We start from the raw sequence: 19,455 nt of genomic DNA on the forward strand, positions 1-19,455 counted from the left end.
CCGGTTGAGTTGCAGAGGGTTCTACGAGCAATGCGTATTGGTGTACTCACCTCCGGCGGCGACTGCCCCGGTCTGAACGCCGTCATCCGGTCCGTCGTCCACCGTGCCACCGCCGACCACGGTGATGAGGTGATCGGCTTCCGCGACGGCTGGAAGGGCCTGCTGGAGGGCGACTACCGCAAGCTCGACCTGGACGCGGTCGGTGGCATCCTGGCGCGCGGCGGCACCATCCTCGGGTCGTCGCGGGTGCAGCCCGCCCATCTGCGGGACGGCGTCGAGCGGGCCCGCGGCCATGTCGCCGAGCTGGGTCTGGACGCGATCATCCCGATCGGCGGCGAGGGCACGCTCAAGGCGGCACGGCTGCTGTCGGACGCCGGGCTGCCGATCGTCGGCGTCCCGAAGACCATCGACAACGACATCGCCGTCACCGACGTCACCTTCGGCTTCGACACCGCGGTGGGGGTGGCGACCGAGGCGCTGGACCGGCTCAAGACCACCGCCGAGTCGCACCAGCGGGTGATGATCGTCGAGGTGATGGGGCGGCACACCGGCTGGATCGCGCTGCACTCGGGGATGGCGGCCGGCGCGCACGCGATCGTGGTGCCGGAGCGGCCGTTCGACATCGAGGAGCTGACCGCGCGGGTCGCCGAACGGTTCGAAGCCGGCAAGAAGTTCGCGATCGTGGTGGTCGCCGAGGGCGCGAAGCCGCGTACGGGCACCATGTCGTTCGACGTGGGCGGCACGGACGTGTACGGCCACGAGCGGTTCGCCGGTGTGGCCCGGCAGCTGTCACTGGAGCTGGAGGGCCGGCTCGGCAAGGAGGCCCGTCCGGTCATCCTCGGGCACGTCCAGCGCGGCGGGACGCCGACCGCGTACGACCGGGTGCTGGCCACCCGCTTCGGCTGGCACGCCGTCGAGGCCGCGCACCGCGGGGAGTTCGGGATGATGACGGCGCTGCGCGGCACCGAGATCACGCTGGTGCCGCTGGCGGAGGCCGTGGAGAGCCTGAAGACGGTGCCCGCGGAGCGCTACGACGAGGCCGAGTGCGTGCTGTGACCGGCACCCTGATCCCGCCCCGGGCAGGAGCGGCGATCCACCCGTAGTAGTCCAGTACTGGACGAAGCGCCCCCGGCCGTGGGATCGGCCGGGGGCGCCTCTACGCTTGTCGCCGGAGTACCGGTACGAATCAGGAGCGAGCGGATGGATCACAGCGGGCACGGCATGGACGGCATGAACATGGATCTGCCGCCGTTCACGCTGGGGCGGGGCCTGGAGTTCGGTGGTGATCCGTTCTTTCTCGTCGGCTGCCTGCTGGGGCTGGCGCTGTACGGCTGGGCCGTGATCCGGCTGCGGCGGCGCGGGGACGCGTGGCCGATGGGCCGGGTCGTCGCCTGGGTGCTGGGTGTGGTCAGCGTCGCGCTCGTGATGTGCACCAAGCTCAACGACTACGGCATGGCGATGTTCAGCGTGCACATGGTCCAGCACATGGTCATCAGCATGCTCTCCCCGATCCTGCTGCTCCTGGGGGCGCCGGTGACGCTGGCGCTGCGTGCGCTGCCGGCCGCGGGGCGGGGCCGCAAGGGGCCGCGCGAACTCCTGGTGGCGCTGCTGCACAGCCGCTACATGCGGGTCATCACACACCCCGCGTTCACCATCCCGCTGTTCATCGCGAGCCTCTACGCGCTGTACTTCTCCCCGCTGTTCGACCTCCTGATGGAGTCCCGGGCCGGGCACATCGGGATGATGGTGCACTTCCTCGCGGTGGGTCTGGTCTTCTTCTGGCCGATCATGGGCGTGGACCCGGGCCCGCACCGGCCTGGCTACGTGATGCGGATGCTGGAGCTGTTCGCGGGTATGCCGTTCCACGCGTTCTTCGGGATCGCGCTGATGATGGCGTCCGAGCCGATGGTCGACACGTTCCTGCACCCGCCGGCCTCGCTGGGCATCGAGCCGCTGGCCGACCAGCAGGCGGCGGGCGGGATCGCCTGGGCGTTCAGCGAGATCCCGTCCGTGGTGGTGCTGATCGCGCTGGTCTACCAGTGGTACAAGTCCGAGGAGCGCCAGTCGCAGCGCGCCGACCGGGCCGCCGAGCGCAACGGCGACCGGGATCTGGCGGACTACAACGCGTACCTCGCCTCGCTGAACGCGCGGGGGCGGTGACGGGGTACCGCGGCGGAGCGCGGATCCGCAGGTCATCTGGCGGCACGGGCCGCGGCCGGGGACGATGGTCCCGGGGTCGCGGCCCGTGGCGTTGTCGCCCGGGCGGTCCGTGAGGAGGTTGCGGGTATGCCCGGATCTGCCAGGGCGATGACCGTGTGCACGGTGTGCGGGCTGGTGGCGGCGAGCGCCTACACCGTGGTGTTCGGCGGCGACGGCCGGCTGTGGTTCGCGTGGGTGGTGCTGGCGCTGGTGACGGTCGGCGTGGTGGGCGCGCGGCGGGTCTGAGCGCGGTCCCGGAGCGGGACCGGGGTCAGAAGCGGAAGACCGGGCCGGTCGCGGCGTCCATCGTGCAGGCGTTGGGGTACTCCTTGTGCCAGTCCACCGGCTCACCGCGCCAGGTGCCGGACGCGGCGACGACGACCGGGTCGTACTCCCTTGTGCAGACGTGCGGTTCGCCGCGCAGGGCGTCCAGATCGCCGTGGGCCGAGGTCAGCGCGTCGCAGGCGGCGGCCCCGTGCGGATGGCTGCCGCGGGTGTCCGGGCAGGTGAGCCGGACCCCGTGGATCCAGGTGTCGTCGGAGCCGGACACCGTCAGGAACAGGCCCTCGCCGGCCCGGTCCACGGCGGCGCCCGACGCACCGCCGAGGGCGGTGCACAGCGCCGCGGCCACGCCCACCGTCACGGCGGCACGGAAGGTACGGCGTCGGCGGCTGACGGGCATCGGGGTCTCCTGGAGCGTTCGGGGGATCGGGGCTTCGGTGGGACGGTGGCCTCGCTGCGGTGGCGATCACCGGGGCCGGCGGGCCCGGCGGCCCCAGGCCCAGGGCACCCCGCCGCGCTTCGGTGCGCAAGCGGCCACGCCGTGCGGTCGCCCGTACGGCCCGGCGCGGGCCGAAGGGTGCCGATCCGGACCGGCGCGGTTACGGAGAACGGCTTCCGCGCCTACACTGACGGCCCTGGAAATCCCCGGTGACCTGGCACGACGCGATCGCACAGGTGACCCGCGGGATGGGATAGGGGGCCGCCGTGTTCTACCAGGTGCTGAAGTACATCCTGCTGGGGCCGTTGCTGCGGCTGGTGTTCCGGCCGCGGATCGAGGGGCTGGAGCATGTGCCCGAGGAGGGCGCGGCGATCATCGCGGGCAACCATCTGTCGTTCGCCGACCACTTCGTGATGCCGGCGATCGTGCCGCGCCGGGTGACGTTCCTGGCGAAGGCCGAGTACTTCACCGGGCCCGGCCTCAAGGGACGGCTGACCGCGGCGTTCTTCCGGGGCGTCGGGCAGATCCCGGTGGACCGGTCCGGGGGCCACGCCTCTCAGGCGGCGCTCGCCTCGGGGCTCTCCGTGCTGCGCAAGGGCCGGCTGCTGGGCATCTGCCCGGAGGGCACCCGCTCGCACGACGGACGGCTCTACAAGGGGCGCACCGGAGTCGCCTCGATGGCCATCCGGACCGGGGTCCCGGTGATCCCGTGCGCGATGATCGGCACGTTCGAGGCGCAGCCGACCGGGCGGCGGCTGCCGCGTGCGAGGCGGATCACCATCCGGTTCGGCACCCCGCTGGAGTTCTCGCGCTACGCGGGCCTGTCGGATGAGCGCACCGCGCTGCGGGCGGTCACCGACGAGATCATGTACGCGATCCTGAAGCTCTCCGGCCAGGAGTACGTGGACCTGTACGCGGGCGAGGCGAAGGCCGCGGCGCAGGCGCGCGGCCACGGGCGGCGGGGCTCCGGCGGGAGCTGAACCCCCGCGCGCGGCACGGCGGATGGGGATATCCGTTCGCGGGGCGTGGCGCCCGCCCGTACGGTGAGTTCCATGATCGAACGGATAACGGGGTGCCGACGATGAGCGCCCGGCTGCGCGGGATGGCGCAGGAGACGGAGCGGATCGTCGCGACGGGTGCGTACCGCGCGCCGAGCGGGCGGCTGGTGGAGATCGCCGGGGCGGTGCGGCGGGCGCGCGCCGGGACCCGGCTGTACGGACCGGAGGCGGTGGCCGTGCCGGGCCCGGCTCCGGGGCTGCGGACGGTGTTCGAGGTGACGGGCGAAGGGAGTCTGACGGCCGGCCGGCGGCTGGCCGCGGCGGGCGCGGAGCACGGCCCGGTCGCGGTGCTGAACTTCGCCTCGGCGCGCAATCCCGGCGGCGGCTATCTCCGCGGCGCCCAGGCCCAGGAGGAGGCGCTGTGCCGGGGGTCGGCGCTGTACGGCTGTGTGCGCGAGGCCCCGGAGTTCTATGCGGCGCACCGGGCCGCGACCAGTCCTTTCTACAGCGACCGGGTGATCCTCTCCCCCGGTGTGCCGGTGTTCCGCGACGACCGCGGTCGGCTGCTCGAAGTGCCCTACGAGGCGGGGTTCCTGACGTCGGCGGCGCCGAACGCGGGGGTGATCGCCCGGCAGCGGCCGGACGAGGCGGGCCGGGTGCCGGCGGCGCTGGCGGTCCGCGCGGAGCGGGTGCTGGAGGTGGCGGCGGCCGGCGGGTACCGCCAACTGGTGCTGGGTGCCTGGGGATGCGGGGTGTTCCGCAATGAACCGGCCGATGTGGCACGGGCGTTCGCGGTGCCGCTGCTGCCCGGGGGCCGGTTCGCCGGCTGGTTCGGGCGGGTGGTCTTCGCCGTGCTGGACCAGCGGGCGGACTCCCCCACCAGGGATGCCTTCCGCGCGGTGTTTCCGGTGTGATGCCGGGGACGTCCCGGCTGCTGCGGCGAGGCGGCGGGACCGGGGGTCGGTGCGGCCCTGCCCCGGACAGGCCGGGGGCGGCCGGGGAGTCTCCCCGGCCGCCCCCGGTGGGTGTCAGCCGGCGGACTTGGCCGCCTGCTTGCCCGGGACGGGCGTGGCGTGCGGAGCGCAGGTGACGTCCTTGGGGTCCGTCTTGCCCTCCAGGAAGTACGCGTCGACCCGCTTGTTGATGCAGGGGTTGACCAGGCCCGTGACACCGTGCGAACCGGCGCCCCGCTCGGTGATCATCCGGGAGCCCGCGAACCGCTTGTGCAGCTCCACGGCGCCGTCGTACGGCGTCGCCGCGTCACGGGTGCTCTGCACGATCAGCACGGGCGGCAGGCCCTTGCCGGTCGTCACGTTGACCGGGGTCTGCTGCTTGACCGGCCAGCTGGCGCAGGGCAGGTTCATCCAGGCGTTGGACCAGGTCATGAACGGTGCCCGCTGGTTGACGCGGGTGTTGTCGCGGTCCCACTTCTGCCAGCTGGTGGGCCACTTGGTGTCGGTGCACTCGACCGCGGTGTAGACAGCGTTGCCGTTCTCCGCCGTGATGTTGGCGGCCTTGTCGGCGAGGTGCGGTCCGGCCTTGTCGATCAGCGGCTTGCTGTCGCCGGCGACGTACGCGCTCCATGCCTGGGCGACCTCGGCCCACGAGGAGTCGTAGTACGGCGCGTTCTGGAAGAAGGCGGTGAGCTCGGCGGGGCCGACGACGCCGCCGATGGGGTTCTTCTTCGCGGTGGCGCGCAGCTTCGCCCAGGCGGCCTGGACCTTCTTGGGGGTGTTCCCGAGGTGGTAGGTCGCGTCGTTCTTGGCGACCCACTTCTCCCAGTCGCCCCAGCGGGTCTCGAAGGCGATGTCCTGGTCGAGGTTGGCCTGGTACCAGATCTTCTCGCGCGCGGGGTCGACCACGCTGTCGACCAGCATCCGGCGGACGTGGTCGGGGAAGAGCGTGGCGTAGACGGCGCCCAGGTAGGTGCCGTAGGAGACGCCGAGGTAGTTGAGCTTCTTGTCACCGAGCGCGGCGCGGATCACGTCCAGGTCGCGGGCGGTGTTCGCCGTCGTCATGTACGGCAGCAGGCCGTGGCTGTGCGCGGCGCAGCCGAGGGCGTACTCCTTCGCCAGCTTGCGCTGGGCGAGCTTGTCGGCCTCGCTGCCCGGCACCGGGTCGGCCTTGGGGGCCTTGACGAACGCCTGCGGGTCCTCGCAGGAGATCGGTGCGGAGTGGCCCACGCCCCGGGGGTCGAAGCCCACGAAGTCGTACGCCTGGGCGGTCTTGACCCACAGGGGGCTCTTGGTGGCGATGCGGTTGGGGAACCTCATCCCCGAACCGCCGGGGCCGCCCGGGTTGTAGACCAGCGAGCCCTGCCGCTTCTGGGGGCCGCCGGTGTTGACGGCCCGGTCGACGGCGAGCTTGATGGTGCGGCCGTTGGGCTTGGCGTAGTCGACCGGGACGGTGACATAGCCGCACTGGACGGGGGCCTTGAACCCCCAGGCGGCAGGACAGTCCTGCCACTTGACGCCTTCCTTGGCGGCGCGGGCGGCGGCGATCTGGACGCCACGCGCCTCGGCCGATCCGCCGGGCCGCGGCTCGCCCGCGGCGGCGGGCGTCGCGGCGATCGCTCCGGCTATGAGCGCGCCCGACACCAGGGTGCCGGCGGCTCCGAGCGCTGCTGTTCGTTTCATGTGTGGGGATCCCCCTGCAGGGTGCGCCGCGAGTCGCGGCGGTGATCACAGCGTTACAAGGCGATCCTTTCGTCTCCTGCCCCTCCTTGACCAGATTCGGCCAGAATTTCTTTACCAGACCGTAGGATTAGCACGGTTGCGGCGAGGGCGGGTCACAGGGCGTGGCGCCGGGTAACTGTCCGGACATGACCGTGCCGCCCCCCATGGTGTCCGCGCAGGACATCGGCAAGTTCTTCCTCGTCGACGGCCGCGCCGTCCAGGCCCTGGACGGTGTCTCGCTGACCGTCCGGGAAGGCGAATTCGTCTGCGTCGTCGGCCCGTCGGGCTGCGGGAAGTCCACCCTGCTGCGGATACTCGGCGGGCTCACGGAGCCGTCGACGGGCACCGTCACACGGCGGCCGGGGCGGCCGCCCGTGCCCCCGGCGGCGTTCGTCTTCCAGGATTTCGCCGTCCTCCCCTGGCTCACCGTACGCAGCAACGCCGCCTTCGGCCTGCGGATGGCGGGTGTCCGGCGGCGGGAGGCCGAACGGGCCGCGGATGCCTGGCTGCTGCGGATGGACCTGGCCGACTTCGCCGACGGGTATCCGGAGCAGCTCTCCGGCGGCATGCGGCAACGGCTGGCGCTGGCCCGGGCGTTCGCCACCGGCAGCCCGGTGCTGTTGATGGACGAGCCGCTCGGCTCGCTCGATCCGCAGACCCGGCGGCTGATGCAGGAGCAGCTGCTGGAGCTGTGGCAGGAGGAGCGCAAGACAGTGGTGCTGGTGACGCACTCCCTCGACGAGGCGCTGCTGCTGGGCGACCGGGTGCTGGTGATGTCGGCACGTCCGGGACGGGTGACCGACGAGTTCGCGGTGCCGTTCGCCCGGCCCCGCGATCCCGGCATCCAGGACGGTCCGGAGTTCGGCCGGCTGCGGGCCCGGATCTGGGACGTGCTGCGCGACGAGCTGTCGGTGAGCGCCCGGTGACCGCCCCGCCGCGGCTGCGGGCCGTCGTACCCGCCGACGACGCCGTGCGCGCCGTGGTCGTACGGGCCCGGCGGACGACCTGGCGGCACGCCGCGCTGGGCGTCTCCGTACCGGCCGTGCTGCTGCTGGGCTGGCAGGCCGCGGGGATGGCGGGCCTGCTCGACGCGCTGCTGTTCCCGCCGCCGTCGCGGATCGCGGTCCGGTGCGTCGAGCTGACCGCGTCGGGGGACCTGGGCGCCGACACCCTCGCCACACTCGGGCGGCTGGTCCCCGGGTACGTGATCGGGGCGGTGGCCGGTGCGCTGACCGGGTTCGTGATGGGCGTCTCCCGCACCGCGGGCGCCGCCCTGGGCCCGCTCTTCTCCGCGCTGTACTCCGTGCCGAAGATCGCGGTACTGCCGCTGCTGCTGCTCCTCTTCGGACTCAACGACACCCCCAAGATCCTCTCCGTCGCGATCACCGTCTTCTTCGTCCTCCAGATCAACACCGCTTCCGCCGTCCGCCAGATCGATCCCCGGCTGCTGGAGTCGGCGCGCTCGTACGGCGCTTCGGGGCTGCGGCTGCTGCGGTTCGTGCTGCTGCCGGGCGCGCTGCCCGGGGTGCTGACCGGGCTGCGGACGGCATCGGGGCTCGGTGTGGTGGTCGTCGTGGCGGTCGAGTTCGTGGCGTCCGAGAGCGGTCTGGGCCATCTGATCTGGAACGCCTGGACGCTTTTCCAGCCGGACCGGATGTATGTCGGCCTGGTCGCGGTCGCGATGCTGGGCACGCTGTTCTCCGCCGCGGTGACGCTGGTCGGGCGCCGGGCGATGCCCTGGCGCCCCGAGTAGCCGGGACCGACCGATGCCTGCCGAAAGGATCCCCTCCCCCATGCCCCGTACCCTCTCGCCCGTCCGGTCGGCCCTGCCGGTGCTGCTCGCCGTCCTCGCCCTGCTCGCCGCCGGCTGCGGGAGCGGCGGTGCGGACGGGGACGCGGCCGGCGGGTCCACGGTGCGGGTCGCCCACGTCCCCTCCACCCTCTTCGCCCCGCTCTACATCGCCGAGGCCAAGGGCTACTTCAAGGAGCAGGGCCTCCGGGTCCGGTTGGAGACGGTCAAGAACGGCCAGGACGCGGTGCCGCTGGCCGCCTCCGGGAAGGTGGACGCGGTGGTGGCCGGGTTCTCCGCGGGGCTGTTCAACGGGGTGGCCAAGGGCCTGAAGGTGCGGGTCGCCGCGTCGATGGGCGCCGCCACCGGAGCCGGGCCGTCCCCGTCCGCGCTGGAGGTGTCCCAGCGGCTGCTGGACTCGGGGGAGGTCAAGACCGCCGCCGATCTGCGCGGACGGCGGATCGCGGTGTCCGGCGGGGTGGGTGCGGCGGGTGGTTACCAACTCGCCTCCGCGCTCCAGGAGTCGGGGCTGACCCTCAAGGACGTCACGGTGGTCGATGTCGCCTTCACCGACATGCGCACCGCCCTGTCCACCGGGAGCGTGGCCGCGGCGCTGCCGCCCGCACCGCTCACCACGGCCATGGAGGAGGCCGGGGTGTCGACGCCGCTGGCCGTGCCTCCCAGGGGCACGGTCGCGACCGGGGTGCTCTTCGGGACCCGGTTCGCGGCGACACCGGCCGCCGCGAAGTTCCTGACGGCGCTGCGCAAGGGGGCCGCGGACCTCCAGGGGACAGGGCGGACGGCGGAGGTCAATCTGCGCATCCTGGCCCGGGCGACCGGGCAGCGGCTGGGCGTGCTGCGCCACACCCCGTCGTACGAGTGGGACCCGCAACTGCTCCCGGACACACGGCAGCTGATGAGGCAGCAGGCGGCGTACCAGGAGGCCGGGCTGCTCGACGGCAGAGCGCTCACGGCACGGGATCTGGTGGGCTGACCGGTGCCGCGGACCGGGCCGGAGACAACGGGCCGAGGAAGGGCGAGAACCGGTCAATTGCCGTACGCATGACCCATATGCGTATGCCCGGCGCCCGCGTTACGTTACCTTCCGTGCAGGCTCTCCCACTCACCGCCACGTGGGAGAGCCTCCGCGTTTTGCCGTGTGCCTGCCGGAAGGAGACCTGAAGTGCCCGGTATCGACCAGGTGTTGGCCCGAGCGATGGGGATACCCGGAGTCCTGGGTGCCGGGCTGATCGACTGGACCAGCGGGCTGACCCTCGGTACCGCCGGGCAGGCGCCGCACGCCGATCACGACGCCGCCGCCGCGGACACCGCCGAGGTGGTGCAGGCCGTGGCCCGCAACGCCACCTTCGACACCGCGGGCGGCGAAGGCCCCGCGCTGGAGGATCTGATCATCACGGCCGCGCGCAGCTACCACCTGATCCGCTTCGTGCCCACCGCCTTCGACAGCCAGACCTTCCTCTACCTCTGGCTGGATCGCGCCCAGGCGAATCTGGCCATCGCCCGGTTACGGCTGCGGGATCTGGCCGCGGAGCTGGTCACCGGTTGACGGCCCGTCATGGCACCTCCACTGCCGACCCGTTCGGCCACGTCCGGCGACGGCGGCGGGTCCGGTCTGCTCGGCCGGTACGCCGCCGAGCGCGCCACCGGCGCCCTGCGCGCCCCGAACGGCTGCGTCTATCTCCGCGAGGGCGCGGTCTACTGCGTCGAGTGCCCGGCGGCTCCGGGGCCCGAGGCCCGGCTCACCGCGGCCGGACGGCTCTCCGCACGGTCCCGGCAGCGCGCCGCGGAGGCGGCGGGTCCGCAGCGGCGCGGTGGCCGGTTCCTCGTCGAGCAGGGGTGGCTGACCCAGGGTGAGCTGGAGATCTGCCAGCTCGCGGCGCTCCTCGACGCGGCGTTCTTCGTCCTGCCGCTGGCGCCCGGAAGCACCACCTTCACACCGGGCGAGGGGCACTGGCTGGGTGTCGTACGCCTGGTCGGCGCGGCGGCGCTCCAGGAGGCGACGGCGCGCCGGCGGGCGCTGCTCGACCGGCTGCGGCCCTGGGCGGCGGCCGACGAGGCGCCGGTCGTCCCCGTGGTCCCGGTCCGCTCGGCCGGAGCGGACGGACCGGGTGGCCCGGAGGGGCCGGCCGGCGCAGTGCGCCCGGCCGTCACCGGTCGGCAGCGGCGGCTGCTGGAGCACGCGGACGGCCGGCACACCCCGTACGAACTCGCCCATGCGCTGGGCCAGTCCGCGTATCTGACGCTCCTCGACGTCCGGGGGCTGGCCGCGGCCGGGCTGATCCGGCTGCCCCCGAAGCCGGCGGCGCTGCCCCGGCGGCGGCCGGGGGCGTCCGGGGCGGACCGGCGCGCCGCGGCCCCCGGCGCCGCACCGCGCTGGCACCTGCCGGACCCGGGCGTCCTGGAGACCGCCGATCCGGACGTCGCCCTCCTTGTCCGACTGCGCACCGCGCTGGAGGAGAACCTGTGAACCCCTGCGAACCCCTGCCATGAGGCACGTATTCGGCAAGCGCGCCGGAAGAAGGAGATTCAGCAAACCGATGACGATCGAATCCGAGGCGATCGCACCCGGAATCCGGGAGGAACTGCTCGCACTGCGCGACCAAGTGCGGCACCTGCACGGCGGAATGGTGGCCAGTGCGGACGGCATGGTCATCGCGCATGATCTGCCGGATATCGAACCGGACGGCCTCGCCGCGCTCACCGCCGCGGCGATCGGGGTCGCCAAAAGACTGGCCGACGCCACCGGGCAGGGCGCGTTCGAGGAATCCCTCACACGTGGCTCGGGCGGCTATATCGCGGCCTATTCCGCCGGGCACCGCGCGGTCCTCACGGCCGTGGCGGGACCGGACACCAATATCGGGCGGCTCCATTTACAGGCCCGGCGGACCGCGGCGCGCATCGCGACCCTGCTGGACGCACCGCCGGGCCGCTGATATTCCGCCCGCGCATCACGAGAAGGCACTACCTACACCGAAAGGCTCGACCCCTCATGGCTCAAATGGAAAAGGCCCTCGCCGAAGCGATATCGACCATCGAAGGCGCCATAGGCGTCGCCCTGGTCGACTACACCAGCGGAATGGCGCTGGCCACGCTCGGCGACAACCAGACGTTCGACCTCAATATCGCCGCGGCCGGGAACACCGACGTCGTACGCGCCAAGCTGCGCACCATGGAAATGCTGGAACTCCAGGGCGCCATCGAGGACATGCTGATCACGCTGACCGCGCAGTACCACATCATCCGGCCGGTGACGGGCAAGAACGGCAGCGGCCTGTTCCTCTACCTCGTGCTGGACCGGAAGCGCGCCAACCTCGCGCTGGCGCGCCACCGCCTCGCCCGTCTGGAGGCCGAGCTGGAGGTGTGAGACCTCAGCCGGCCAGGACCTCGTCCAGCAGCCGCCGCAGCCGCAGCCCGTCCGGGGCGACCGCGGTGACCAGGGCGGCGGGTCCGGCGAGCGGTGCCAGGACGCCCTGGCCCGCGCCGTCGCCGGCCACCCCGCCCAGCAGCCGCACCTCGGCCGGCTGCTGCTCGTACTCCGGTGTGACGACGAGGAGTTGCCCGACGGCGCGGTTGCCGCCCAGGACGGCCGAGGTGTCCCAGCCGGGGGCGCCGGGGCCGTAGGCGGTCTCCTGGTCGAGCAGCGTGCGGCCGGCCCGGCGGACCGTCAGGCGGCTGCGCAGGGCGCCGGTCCGCTCGCCGCTGCGCCCCAGGACCTGCTCCTCGCGGAGCACGAGCCGGGCGGTGGGGGCGAGTTCGACGGTGGTGGTCATCCGCAGATCGCTGCCCTCGGCGGAGATCAGCGGCTCCGGCAGCCACTCCAGGACAGCCCCCTCGCCGACCGTCAACCGCACGTCGTAGGTGGCCTGTTCGGCGGTGCGGCCGGGCAGCGCGACGGTCGCCGCGGCGGCCGTGACGCGCAGCGAGGCGCCCGCCTCGGCGGTGGCCTCGATGCCCAGCCGGTCACCGCCGAGCGGGGCGCTCATGGCGCCCACCACGCAGACCCGCGCCTGGCCGGCGTGCGGCTGGATACGGCGCAGCGCAAACGGGCCGCCGCCGTCGAGGACCGGCAGCCGGGTCGCGCCATGGGCGTCCGCCCGCGCGACGATGCGGGCGGTGGCGCGCAGGCCGGCCGCCGGGAGGGCGGTGGCCCGCACCGCCGCGGGGGTGGGAAGGACTGTGGTCATGCCTGTGCCGCGGTCCAGTCGGCCAGCCGCGCACGGACCCACTCCGCCACGGGACGGACACCGTTCGGCAGCTTGAGGGCGGTGAAGGCGACGGGGAGGTCGCCGCGTTGGGCCTTGGCGTCGCGGGCCATGCCGTCGAGGTCGACGCCGACGTAGGGGGCGAGGTCGGTCTTGTTGATGACGAGCAGGTCGGCGGTGGTGACGCCGGGACCGCCCTTGCGCGGGATGTCGTCGCCGCCGGCCACGTCGATGATAAAGATCTGGGCGTCGACCAGCCCCTTGGAGAAGGTCGCGGTCAAGTTGTCACCGCCGGATTCGACCAGAACAAGATCGAGCGGGCCGACGCTCTCCTCCAGGTCCTCCACCGCCTCCAGGTTGGCGGAGATGTCGTCGCGGATGGCGGTGTGCGGGCAGGCGCCGGTCTCCACCGCGGCGATCCGCTCGGCGGGCAGCACCGCCTCACGCAACAGGAACTCGGCGTCCTCACGGGTGTAGATGTCGTTGGTGACGACCGCGATGGACAGCTCGTCGCGCAGTGCGCGGCACAGGGCGGCGACGGTGGCGGTCTTGCCGGTGCCGACCGGGCCGCCCAGCCCGATCCGCAAGGCGCGCCGGGTTCCGTCCGTGCGGACCGGATCGGCGGCGCTGTAGGTGTGCCGCTCGGGGAAGCCGTCCTGGTGGTCGAGGTGCATGGTGGGTCACTCCGGTGGTTCGTACGGCCGCGGGATGCGCGGCGCGGTGGGCGGGCGGCGGAGGTCAGGACGCGAAGAGGCGCACCGGCCAGGCGGCGTGTGCCTCCGCGGTGATGTCGAGCAGCGGCGCGGAGGCGGCGGGCAGGGCGTCGAGTCCTTCGGCGGCGACGCGGGCCGCGGCCTCGGCTCCCTGTTCCGCGACCCGTTCGAGGTCGGGGGCGAGGCGGGCGAGGACGGCGGTGGCGTCGAAGGGGTCCAGGCTCAGCAGCCGGACCGCGGCGGTGGCCGGGCCGCTGATGTTCTCGTAGGCCACGGCGTACGCGGCGTCCAGCGGCGTCAGGCCGGCGGACCGGGCGGCCAGGCCGAGGACGACCGGCTGGTGGGCGCCGCGCGGGCGGGCCGCGGCCAGCGCGTCGAGTTCGGGTCCGGGCCAGGTGGCGCGGGCGGCCCGCATCATCTGGCGGCCGAGCCGCCGGGCGACCTGCCGCAGCGCCGGTACGGGCGTACGGGCGTCGGCGGCGTCGTCCAGGAGGAGCGGGTCGCAGCCGCCGGCGGCTGCCGCGGCGAGTCCCGCGGCGACCAGGCCCGCGGTGTGCAGCCGGCCCCGGCAGAAGGTCTCCAGGGAGGCGGCGTCCTTGATACGTCCCGCGGTGACGGCCGGTTCGGCGCCGCCCGAATGGGCGTGCCCTCCGGCGGGGAACCGGCCGTCGGCGAGGACGAGCAGCGCGGCGCGACTCATGCCGACACCTCGCTTCGCTCGGCTTCGCATTCGCTCAGCACGCACCTTTGAATGGCTCGCTCGCTACGCTCGCTCATCGATGGCGCTCCGGATCATTCGGTGACGACATGGACGGCACGTCAGAAGAGGAAGTACCGCTGGGCCATGGGGAGTTCGGCGGCGGGGGCAGGTTCGACCACCTCGCCGTCGATGGTCACCGTGAAGGTGTCGGGGTCGACCTGGACGCGCGGCAGGGCGTCGTTGTTGCGCATGTCGGCCTTCCTGACGCCACGGGTGGAGCGGATGGCCTCGAAGGACTTGGCCAGCGGGAGGCGTTCGGGGAGGTCGTCCTCGATGGCCTGCTGGGAGACGAAGTTGAGCGAGTTGCTGCCGGGGGCCCGGCCGAAGGCGCCGAACATCGGGCGGGGCAGGACCGGCTGCGGGGTGGGGATGGACGCGTTGGCGTCGCCCATCTGCGCGTACGCGATCTGGCCGCCCTTGATGACGAGCTGCGGCTTGACCCCGAAGAACGCCGGGTCCCACAGCACGAGGTCGGCGAGCTTGCCGCTCTCGACCGAGCCGACGACGTGGTCGATGCCCTGGGCGATGGCCGCGTTGATGGTGTACTTCGCGACGTAGCGCCGGGCGCGGTGGTTGTCCGCGTGGCCGTCGCCGGGCAGGGCGCCCCGGCGGCGCTTCATGACGTGGGCGGTCTGCCACGTACGCATCACGACCTCGCCGATCCGGCCCATGGCCTGGGCGTCGGAGGACATGATCGAGATGGCGCCGAGGTCGTGCAGGATGTCCTCGGCGGCGATGGTGGAGGGCCGTATCCGGGATTCGGCGAACGCCAGGTCCTCGGGGACGGCGGGGTTGAGGTGGTGGCAGACCATCAGCATGTCGAGGTGTTCCTCGACGGTGTTGACGGTGTGCGGTCGCGTCGGGTTGGTGGACGCGGGCAGCACATTGGGCTCGGAGACCATCGCGATCATGTCGGGGGCGTGGCCGCCGCCGGCCCCTTCGACGTGGAACGCGTGCAGGGAGCGGCCGGCGATGGCGGCGAGGGTGTCGCCGAGGAACCCGGCCTCGTTGAGGGTGTCGGTGTGGATCGCGAGCTGGGCGCCGCTCTCCTCGCACACGGTCAGGCAGGCATCGAGGACGGCGGGCGTGGCGCCCCAGTCCTCGTGGATCTTGAAGCCGAGGACGCCGGCCTTCAGCTGGTCGCGCATCGACGGCAGGGACATGGTGTTGCCCTTGCCGAGGAGCCCGACGTTGACCGGCAGACCGTCCATCGACTCGAAGAGCCGGGCGACATGCCAGGCGCCGGGGGTGATGGTGGTGGCCTTGCTGCCCTCCGCGGGACCGGTGCCGCCGCCGACGAGCGTGGTGATGCCCGCGGACAGCGCCTCGTCCACCTGCTGGGGGCAGATGAAGTGGACGTGGGTGTCGATACCGCCGGCGGTGAGGATCTTGCCGTTGCCCGCGATGATCTCGGTCTCCGGACCGATGACCAGGTCGGGGTGGACGCCGTCCATGGTGTCCGGGTTGCCGGCCTTGCCGAGGGCGGTGATCCGGCCGTCCCGGATACCGACGTCGGTCTTGACGATGCCCCAGTGGTCGAGCACCACGACGCCGGTGATGACGGTGTCGGGCGTGCCTTCGGCCCGGGTGGCGCGGGACTGGCCCATCGATTCCCGGATCACCTTGCCGCCGCCGAACACCGCCTCGTCGCCGGCCCGGCCGGGGCCGCCCGAGCGGTCCTCAGTGATCTCGATGACCAGGTCGGTGTCGGCGAGCCGGATCCGGTCGCCGGCGGTGGGGCCGAACAGGTCGGCGTACGCCTGGCGGGTCAGCTCAGCCATCGAGTGCTCCTCCGGTCTCACCGCGCAGGCCCGCGACGATCCGCTTGCCCCCGATGGGGACCAGCTCGACCTCGGTGGGGATACCGGGCTCGAAGCGCACGGCGGAGCCGGCCGCGACGTTCAGCCGCTTGCCGTGCGCGGCGTCGCGGTCGAAGTCGAGGCCCGGGTTGGCCTCGGCGAAGTGGTAGTGCGAGCCGACCTGGACGGGACGGTCGGCGGCGTTGAGGACGGTCATGCGCGTGAGGGGGAGCCCTGCGTTCAGGCGTACCGGCTCGTCGGCGTAGAGGATCTGTCCCGGGATCATCTTCGTTACTCCCGCGGTCAGTTGATGGGTTCGTGAACGGTGACGAGCTTGGTGCCGTCGGGGAAGGTCGCCTCGACCTGCACGTCGTGGATCATCTCGGGGACGCCTTCCATGACGTCGTCCCGGGTGAGCACCTTCCGGCCGGAGGACATGAGCTCGGCTACGGAACGGCCGTCGCGGGCACCTTCGAGGATGTGCACGGTCAGCAGCGCGATGGATTCCGGATGATTGAGCTTCAATCCCCGCGCCCGCCGCTTTTCGGCCACGTCTGCCGCCACATGAATCATCAACCGTTCCTGCTCATGCGGGGTCAGTTGCATACGTTCCACCTCACAGTGTTCCCGCCCGGGTGCATTTGCCCAGGTCACGGGCGTTGACACACCCGTTCAGTTAGATGTACCACACAGTGATTAAAGGGGGAGCAAACCGGCCACCAGCACTTGGACATCAACCACCCCATCGCTCCAACCTAGTTCGCCGATATTTCATCGCCGTTACGGCGGACGGCGGGCACGGAACCCTTGGCGCGCTTGGCGTAACACACCGGAAATCACCGACCGCCACCGGGGCGACCGGATTCGCCGCAGCCTTTCCCGCCCCCCAGCCCGACGGGTTTGTGCGGAAATCCGGTGGCGAATTCCACACATCGGAAACCGTTCCGGAAAGCCCGAGGCCTCCGCGATACGCGACAGCAAGCGGAACTATCCGCATAAAACAGACGTCATTCCGATTCACGAACGCGACTGTCCGGTAACCGCTCTTGACTGATTTCAAAGTCGGTCGTAATCCTCATGAGCGCGTCAAATCAGCTGGGCAACACTTCCCCCACACCAGCATCGGAGCCACATCGTGACCCGCTCAATCCGTACCCGCCGTATCGTGCTGGCCACCGGCGCCTGCACCGCCGTCGCGGCCCTGTTGGGCACCGCCGCCGCGGCCCAGGCCACCTCATCCCGGCCGCTCTCCGCCCCGGACATCCCGGTGGCCGCGGTCAAGGCACACCTCGACAAGCTCCAGTCCATAGCCGACGCCAACGGCGGCAACCGCGCCCACGGGCAGCCCGGTTACCAGGCGTCGGTCGACTACATCAAGGGCAAGCTGGACGCCGCCGGATTCACCACCAGGCTCCAGGAGTTCGAGCACGGCGGCGCCAAGGGCTACAACGTCATCGCCGACTGGCCGGGCGGCGCCGAGGACAAGACCGTCATGGCCGGCTCCCATCTGGACTCGGTCGACGCGGGCCCCGGCATCAACGACGACGGCTCCGGCTCGGCCGGCCTCCTGGAGATCGCGCTCACCGTCTCCCGGGAGCACCTCAAGCCCGCCAAGCACCTGCGGTTCGCCTGGTGGGGCGACGAGGAGGACGGCATGGTCGGCTCCCAGCACTACGTCGACAGCCTCGGCGCCGACAAGGCGAAGCTCGACTCGTATCTGAACTTCGACATGATCGGCTCGCCGAACCCGGGCTACTTCGTCTATGAATACGACGCCCGGCTGACGAAGGTCTTCAAGGACTGGTTCGCCGACAAGAAGATCCCCACCGAGCGGGAGACCGAGGGCGACGGCCGCTCCGACCACGCGCCCTTCAAGAACGCCGGCGTCCCCGTCGGCGGGCTGTTCTCCGGCGCCGACTACATCAAGACCGACGCCCAGGCGAAGGAGTGGGGCGGCACCGCGGGCAAGGCGTTCGACCCCTGCTACCACCAGTCCTGCGACACGTCCAAGAACATCGACGACACCGCACTGCACAACCACAGCAACGCCATCGCCAACGCCCTGTGGCAGCTCAGCTCCTGACGCCACCGCGGCACCGGGCGGTCCCGCACTGACGGACCGCCACCGCGCAGCGCACGGTCACCTCCCGCGACCCGGCCGCCGATCCCCGGCAGCCGGGTCGCGGTGTTCTGCCGCGATGCCGAACCGCTGCCGTTCGCCCGCAGCGGACGGCAGCTGCCGGACAGCGGAGACCGTGCTGATCACCTGCTCCTGTTCCGGATCCGCCGCGCGCCGCCCCAGCTCTTCGAGTCGCTCCAGGTCAGCGGCGGAAACGAGGGCCACCAGCGGCTTCCCGTGGCGCGTGACGACCACCCGCTCACCGCCGTAGACGACGCGGTTGATCAGATCCGCCAGCTCGGCTCGGGCTTGCGTCACCGGAATTTCGTAGGCCATGCTCCCATTCTAACGGGATGTACGTCCTGTACATTTTTTACGGAGGGAAAGGAGCAGTCATGCTGCGACCCGCGGCGCGCCACGTCCTGCCGGAGTTCACCGAACGCACCACCGACGGGACCCGGACCATGGACCCGTACTCCAAGCTGCTCAGCGAACGGATCGTCTTCCTGGGCACCCCCATCGACGACACCTGCGCCAACGACGTCATGGCGCAGTTCATCCACCTCGAACACGCCGCGCCCGACCAGGACATCTCGCTCTACATCAACTCCCCCGGCGGCTCGTTCACCGCGATGTGCGCCATCTACGACACGATGCGCTTCGTCTCCTGCGACGTGGAGACCGTCTGCCTGGGGCAGGCCGCCTCCTCGGCCGCGGTGTTGCTGGCCGCCGGCGCCCCGGGGAAGCGGCTGGCCCTCCCCCGGGCCCGGGTCCTGATCCACCAGCCGTCGTTCGCCGAGCCGGTCCAGGGGCAGACCACCGATCTCCAGATCAAGGCGGAGGAACTGCTGCGCACCCGCGACAGGCTGGAGGAGATGCTGGCCGAGCACACCGGGCAGCCCCGCGAGCGGATCGCCGCGGACATCGAGCGCGACACGGTCTTCGACGCCCCGGCCGCCCGGGAGTACGGCCTGATCGACGGGCTCACCCGCGACCGCAAGCGGTCCGCCGACCGGCCCGCGGCGCGGTGAGCCGCCGTGCTGCCACCAGAGCTGCCGCCGCTGCCCGCACTGACCCGGGCCGAGGGCGAGCTGATCGACTGCTATCTGGCGGCCCTCGACCTGCTGGGCCGGATCAACCCGGCCCGCGGCGACTCCACCTACGGCAGCCTGCGCGCCGCCCAGGCGCTGGTCGGCAAGGCCGCGGAGCTGCGGGACGCGCTGACGCTGATGCACGACCGGGGCGAGAGCGAACTGCACCACGAGACGCTGGGCCGGGCACTGCGGGTGCTGGACGGAGAGCGCCGGGCCCGGCGCGTCGCGGTGCCGCCGCAGCAGGAGGTCTGAGGCACCGGCGCGAAGCGCAGGGCGGGCAGACAGGGGACACGAACGACTCCGGATCGCACTTACGGCGTAGCGTCCGCGCCTGCGGTAAGGGAGCGAGAAATTGCGCGGAACAC

24 protein-coding genes are annotated in these 19,455 nt (G+C 72.1%); 15 read left to right on the forward strand and 9 right to left on the reverse strand.

The features are described from left to right. The first annotated feature begins 30 nt into the window (after nt 1–30). The 3 genes from GR130_RS24790 to GR130_RS39975 all read left to right on the forward strand — a co-directional run bounded on the left by GR130_RS24790 (nt 31) and on the right by GR130_RS39975 (nt 2,445). A complete protein-coding gene (locus GR130_RS24790) occupies nt 31–1,056 on the forward strand; it encodes a 6-phosphofructokinase (protein ID WP_159506756.1) in 1,026 nt (341 codons plus the stop codon). Nucleotides 1,057–1,200: 144 nt separating this feature from the next. Continuing rightward, entirely contained in the window at nt 1,201–2,160 is a 960-nt protein-coding gene (locus tag GR130_RS24795) for a cytochrome c oxidase assembly protein (protein WP_159506757.1), read from the forward strand. A 126-nt stretch (nt 2,161–2,286) separates the two neighbouring features. Further along, on the forward strand, nt 2,287–2,445 hold the full coding sequence (locus GR130_RS39975; protein ID WP_201304983.1) for a hypothetical protein: 159 nt from the start codon (nt 2,287–2,289) through the stop codon (nt 2,443–2,445). A 25-nt stretch (nt 2,446–2,470) separates the two neighbouring features. Here the strand turns inward: GR130_RS39975 and GR130_RS24800 are convergent, their stop codons facing one another. Next, nucleotides 2,471–2,881 carry an SSI family serine proteinase inhibitor gene (locus tag GR130_RS24800; protein ID WP_159506758.1) on the reverse strand — a complete coding sequence of 137 codons (411 nt, stop codon included), beginning with the start codon at nt 2,879–2,881 and terminating at the stop codon, nt 2,471–2,473. A 305-nt stretch (nt 2,882–3,186) separates the two neighbouring features. Between GR130_RS24800 and GR130_RS24805 the strand changes: the two genes are divergently transcribed. Together GR130_RS24805 and GR130_RS24810 are read left to right on the forward strand one after the other, a co-directional pair. Further along, nucleotides 3,187–3,900 (forward strand): lysophospholipid acyltransferase family protein, encoded by a 714-nt coding sequence (locus tag GR130_RS24805; protein ID WP_159506759.1) that lies wholly within the window; start codon nt 3,187–3,189, stop codon nt 3,898–3,900. 101 nt (nt 3,901–4,001) lie between these two features. Beyond that, a complete protein-coding gene (locus GR130_RS24810; RefSeq protein WP_159510190.1) occupies nt 4,002–4,832 on the forward strand; it encodes a TIGR02452 family protein in 831 nt (276 codons plus the stop codon). Between the two features lie 114 nt (nt 4,833–4,946). Here the strand turns inward: GR130_RS24810 and GR130_RS24815 are convergent, their stop codons facing one another. Further along, complete coding sequence (locus GR130_RS24815) at nt 4,947–6,554, reverse strand: alpha/beta hydrolase (protein ID WP_159506760.1); 1,608 nt, start codon at nt 6,552–6,554, stop codon at nt 4,947–4,949. Nucleotides 6,555–6,739: 185 nt separating this feature from the next. On the opposite strand from GR130_RS24815, the gene GR130_RS24820 reads away from it, so the two are divergent. The 7 genes from GR130_RS24820 to GR130_RS24850 all read left to right on the forward strand — a co-directional run bounded on the left by GR130_RS24820 (nt 6,740) and on the right by GR130_RS24850 (nt 11,767). After that, the gene (locus tag GR130_RS24820; protein ID WP_159506761.1) at nt 6,740–7,519 is read left to right on the forward strand and encodes an ABC transporter ATP-binding protein; all 780 of its coding nucleotides are present in this window, start codon (nt 6,740–6,742) and stop codon (nt 7,517–7,519) included. Continuing rightward, a complete protein-coding gene (locus GR130_RS24825; protein WP_201304984.1) occupies nt 7,516–8,346 on the forward strand; it encodes an ABC transporter permease in 831 nt (276 codons plus the stop codon). The genes GR130_RS24820 and GR130_RS24825 overlap by 4 nt, the downstream gene beginning before the upstream one ends. Nucleotides 8,347–8,386: 40 nt before the next feature. Further along, a complete protein-coding gene (locus tag GR130_RS24830) occupies nt 8,387–9,376 on the forward strand; it encodes an ABC transporter substrate-binding protein (RefSeq protein ID WP_201304985.1) in 990 nt (329 codons plus the stop codon). Nucleotides 9,377–9,565: 189 nt separating this feature from the next. After that, a complete protein-coding gene (locus tag GR130_RS24835; RefSeq protein WP_159506762.1) occupies nt 9,566–9,949 on the forward strand; it encodes a hypothetical protein in 384 nt (127 codons plus the stop codon). A gap of 9 nt (nt 9,950–9,958) precedes the next feature. Further along, on the forward strand, nt 9,959–10,870 hold the full coding sequence (locus tag GR130_RS24840; RefSeq protein WP_159506763.1) for a hypothetical protein: 912 nt from the start codon (nt 9,959–9,961) through the stop codon (nt 10,868–10,870). A gap of 70 nt (nt 10,871–10,940) precedes the next feature. After that, the gene (locus tag GR130_RS24845; protein ID WP_159506764.1) at nt 10,941–11,336 is read left to right on the forward strand and encodes a roadblock/LC7 domain-containing protein; all 396 of its coding nucleotides are present in this window, start codon (nt 10,941–10,943) and stop codon (nt 11,334–11,336) included. A 56-nt stretch (nt 11,337–11,392) separates the two neighbouring features. Next, nucleotides 11,393–11,767, forward strand: a complete 375-nt coding sequence (locus GR130_RS24850; RefSeq protein WP_159506765.1) for a hypothetical protein — start codon at nt 11,393–11,395, stop codon at nt 11,765–11,767. A 4-nt stretch (nt 11,768–11,771) separates the two neighbouring features. Here GR130_RS24850 and GR130_RS24855 read toward each other — a convergent pair whose 3' ends face one another. From GR130_RS24855 to GR130_RS24880, 6 genes are all read right to left on the reverse strand, one after another. After that, nucleotides 11,772–12,587 carry an urease accessory protein UreD gene (locus GR130_RS24855; protein WP_159506766.1) on the reverse strand — a complete coding sequence of 272 codons (816 nt, stop codon included), beginning with the start codon at nt 12,585–12,587 and terminating at the stop codon, nt 11,772–11,774. Continuing rightward, nucleotides 12,584–13,279, reverse strand: coding sequence for an urease accessory protein UreG (ureG, locus tag GR130_RS24860; protein ID WP_159506767.1), 696 nt, complete (start codon nt 13,277–13,279; stop codon nt 12,584–12,586). Before ureG ends, GR130_RS24855 begins: the two co-directional genes overlap by 4 nt. Nucleotides 13,280–13,343: 64 nt before the next feature. Next, entirely contained in the window at nt 13,344–14,018 is a 675-nt protein-coding gene (locus GR130_RS24865; protein WP_159506768.1) for an urease accessory protein UreF, read from the reverse strand. 119 nt (nt 14,019–14,137) lie between these two features. Further along, a complete protein-coding gene (locus tag GR130_RS24870; RefSeq protein ID WP_159506769.1) occupies nt 14,138–15,859 on the reverse strand; it encodes an urease subunit alpha in 1,722 nt (573 codons plus the stop codon). Beyond that, nucleotides 15,852–16,163, reverse strand: a complete 312-nt coding sequence (locus GR130_RS24875) for an urease subunit beta (protein ID WP_159506770.1) — start codon at nt 16,161–16,163, stop codon at nt 15,852–15,854. The genes GR130_RS24870 and GR130_RS24875 overlap by 8 nt, the downstream gene beginning before the upstream one ends. Nucleotides 16,164–16,180: 17 nt before the next feature. After that, entirely contained in the window at nt 16,181–16,483 is a 303-nt protein-coding gene (locus GR130_RS24880) for an urease subunit gamma (protein WP_159506771.1), read from the reverse strand. 529 nt (nt 16,484–17,012) lie between these two features. Between GR130_RS24880 and GR130_RS24885 the strand changes: the two genes are divergently transcribed. Continuing rightward, nucleotides 17,013–17,960: a M28 family metallopeptidase gene (locus GR130_RS24885; protein ID WP_159506772.1), complete on the forward strand. Its 948-nt coding sequence runs from the start codon at nt 17,013–17,015 to the stop codon at nt 17,958–17,960. Nucleotides 17,961–18,017: 57 nt separating this feature from the next. Here the strand turns inward: GR130_RS24885 and GR130_RS24890 are convergent, their stop codons facing one another. Further along, nucleotides 18,018–18,332 carry a type II toxin-antitoxin system Phd/YefM family antitoxin gene (locus GR130_RS24890; RefSeq protein ID WP_159506773.1) on the reverse strand — a complete coding sequence of 105 codons (315 nt, stop codon included), beginning with the start codon at nt 18,330–18,332 and terminating at the stop codon, nt 18,018–18,020. Between the two features lie 59 nt (nt 18,333–18,391). Here GR130_RS24890 and GR130_RS24895 point away from each other — a divergent pair, with 59 nt between their 5' ends. Both GR130_RS24895 and GR130_RS24900 read left to right on the forward strand, forming a co-directional pair. Then, complete coding sequence (locus GR130_RS24895) at nt 18,392–19,027, forward strand: ATP-dependent Clp protease proteolytic subunit (RefSeq protein ID WP_159506774.1); 636 nt, start codon at nt 18,392–18,394, stop codon at nt 19,025–19,027. Between the two features lie 6 nt (nt 19,028–19,033). Continuing rightward, entirely contained in the window at nt 19,034–19,342 is a 309-nt protein-coding gene (locus GR130_RS24900; protein ID WP_159506775.1) for a hypothetical protein, read from the forward strand. Nucleotides 19,343–19,455: the final 113 nt, after the last annotated feature.

The sequence above is a fragment of the Streptomyces sp. GS7 genome (assembly GCF_009834125.1).
Lineage (GTDB): Bacteria > Actinomycetota > Actinomycetes > Streptomycetales > Streptomycetaceae > Streptomyces.